The sequence below is a fragment of the Komagataeibacter kakiaceti JCM 25156 genome, assembly GCF_000613305.1.
The window spans coordinates 1-1111 of record NZ_BAIO01000658.1 but is presented as its reverse complement, the minus strand read 5'-3'; the positions used below and the strand labels follow the sequence as shown (position 1 = coordinate 1111).

Genomic DNA, 1111 nt, shown 5'->3' with positions numbered 1-1111 from the left:
CCCGCCCGCCCGACGAATTCAGGCCCGAGGGTTGGCGCGCTCATGCGGGGTGTCCTGCGGGGCTCAGGCGGCGGGGCGGGCGATGTGGCGGTAGTTGAGCTGGCCGATCAGCCGCCCCAGTGTCGCGGGGAGTTCGCCGCGTACGACCACCATGTCCAGCATGCCATGTTCAAGCAGGTATTCCGCGCGCTGGAAGCCTTCGGGCAGTTTCTCGCGCACGGTATCCTCGATCACGCGCTGCCCCGCGAAGCCGATCAGGGCATTGGGTTCGGCGATCTGCACATCCCCCAGCATGGCGAACGAGGCCGAGACGCCCCCCGTGGTGGGGTTGGTCAGCACCACCAGATAGGGCAGGCCCGCTTCCTTGAGCATTTCCACCGCGACCGTCGTGCGCGGCATCTGCATGAGGCTGATCATGCCTTCCTGCATGCGCGCGCCGCCCGAGGCGGTGAACACGACCAGTGGTGACTGCTGGAGAATGGCCAGGCGCGCGGCGGCAAGAAAGGCCTCGCCCAGCGCCGCGCCCATCGTGCCCGCGATGAATTCGAACGCCATGACGGCCACGACCGCGTTATGGCCGCCGATCCGCCCATGCGCCACGGCCATGGATTCATCGAGGTGGGATTTGGCGCGCTCATCCTTCAGGCGGTCGGTATAGCGCTTGCGATCGCGGAAGGAGAGGGGATCGACCGGCGCTTGGGCAGTTCGATGCGGGTGTATTCCCCGTTGTCAAACGTCCATTCCAGCCGTTCGGGCACGCTGGCGCGCATGTGGTGGCCGCAATGCGGGCACACGTTCATGGCTTTCAGCAGATCCTTGGTCAGGATCATCTGCTCGCACGATTCGCAGTTGGTCCACAGATTGTCCGGCACTTCCCGCTTGAGCAGGCCGCGGATCTTGGGGCGGACATATTCGGTCAGCCAGCTCATATTGCCTCTCCCTGGTCGCGTCTGGGCGCCTGTTCAATACAGGCAGATGGATGATTGGGCCAGATTGTCATTTACTTCCGTACCGCATGCACCGCATCGGCCAGCGTGCGCAACTGCGCCAGCACGCGCGGCACGGTCTGCTCGGTGGCGCGCCCCGCGTCATCCAGCGTGCCCTCAAGCGT

Annotated in this window: 1 pseudogene; it reads right to left on the bottom strand. The window is 65.4% G+C overall.

Annotated elements, in window-relative coordinates:
- Nucleotides 1-63: 63 nt before the first annotated feature.
- Nucleotides 64-929 (bottom strand): annotated as a pseudogene (gene accD / locus JCM25156_RS25885) (acetyl-CoA carboxylase, carboxyltransferase subunit beta).
- Nucleotides 930-1111 lie beyond the last annotated feature (182 nt).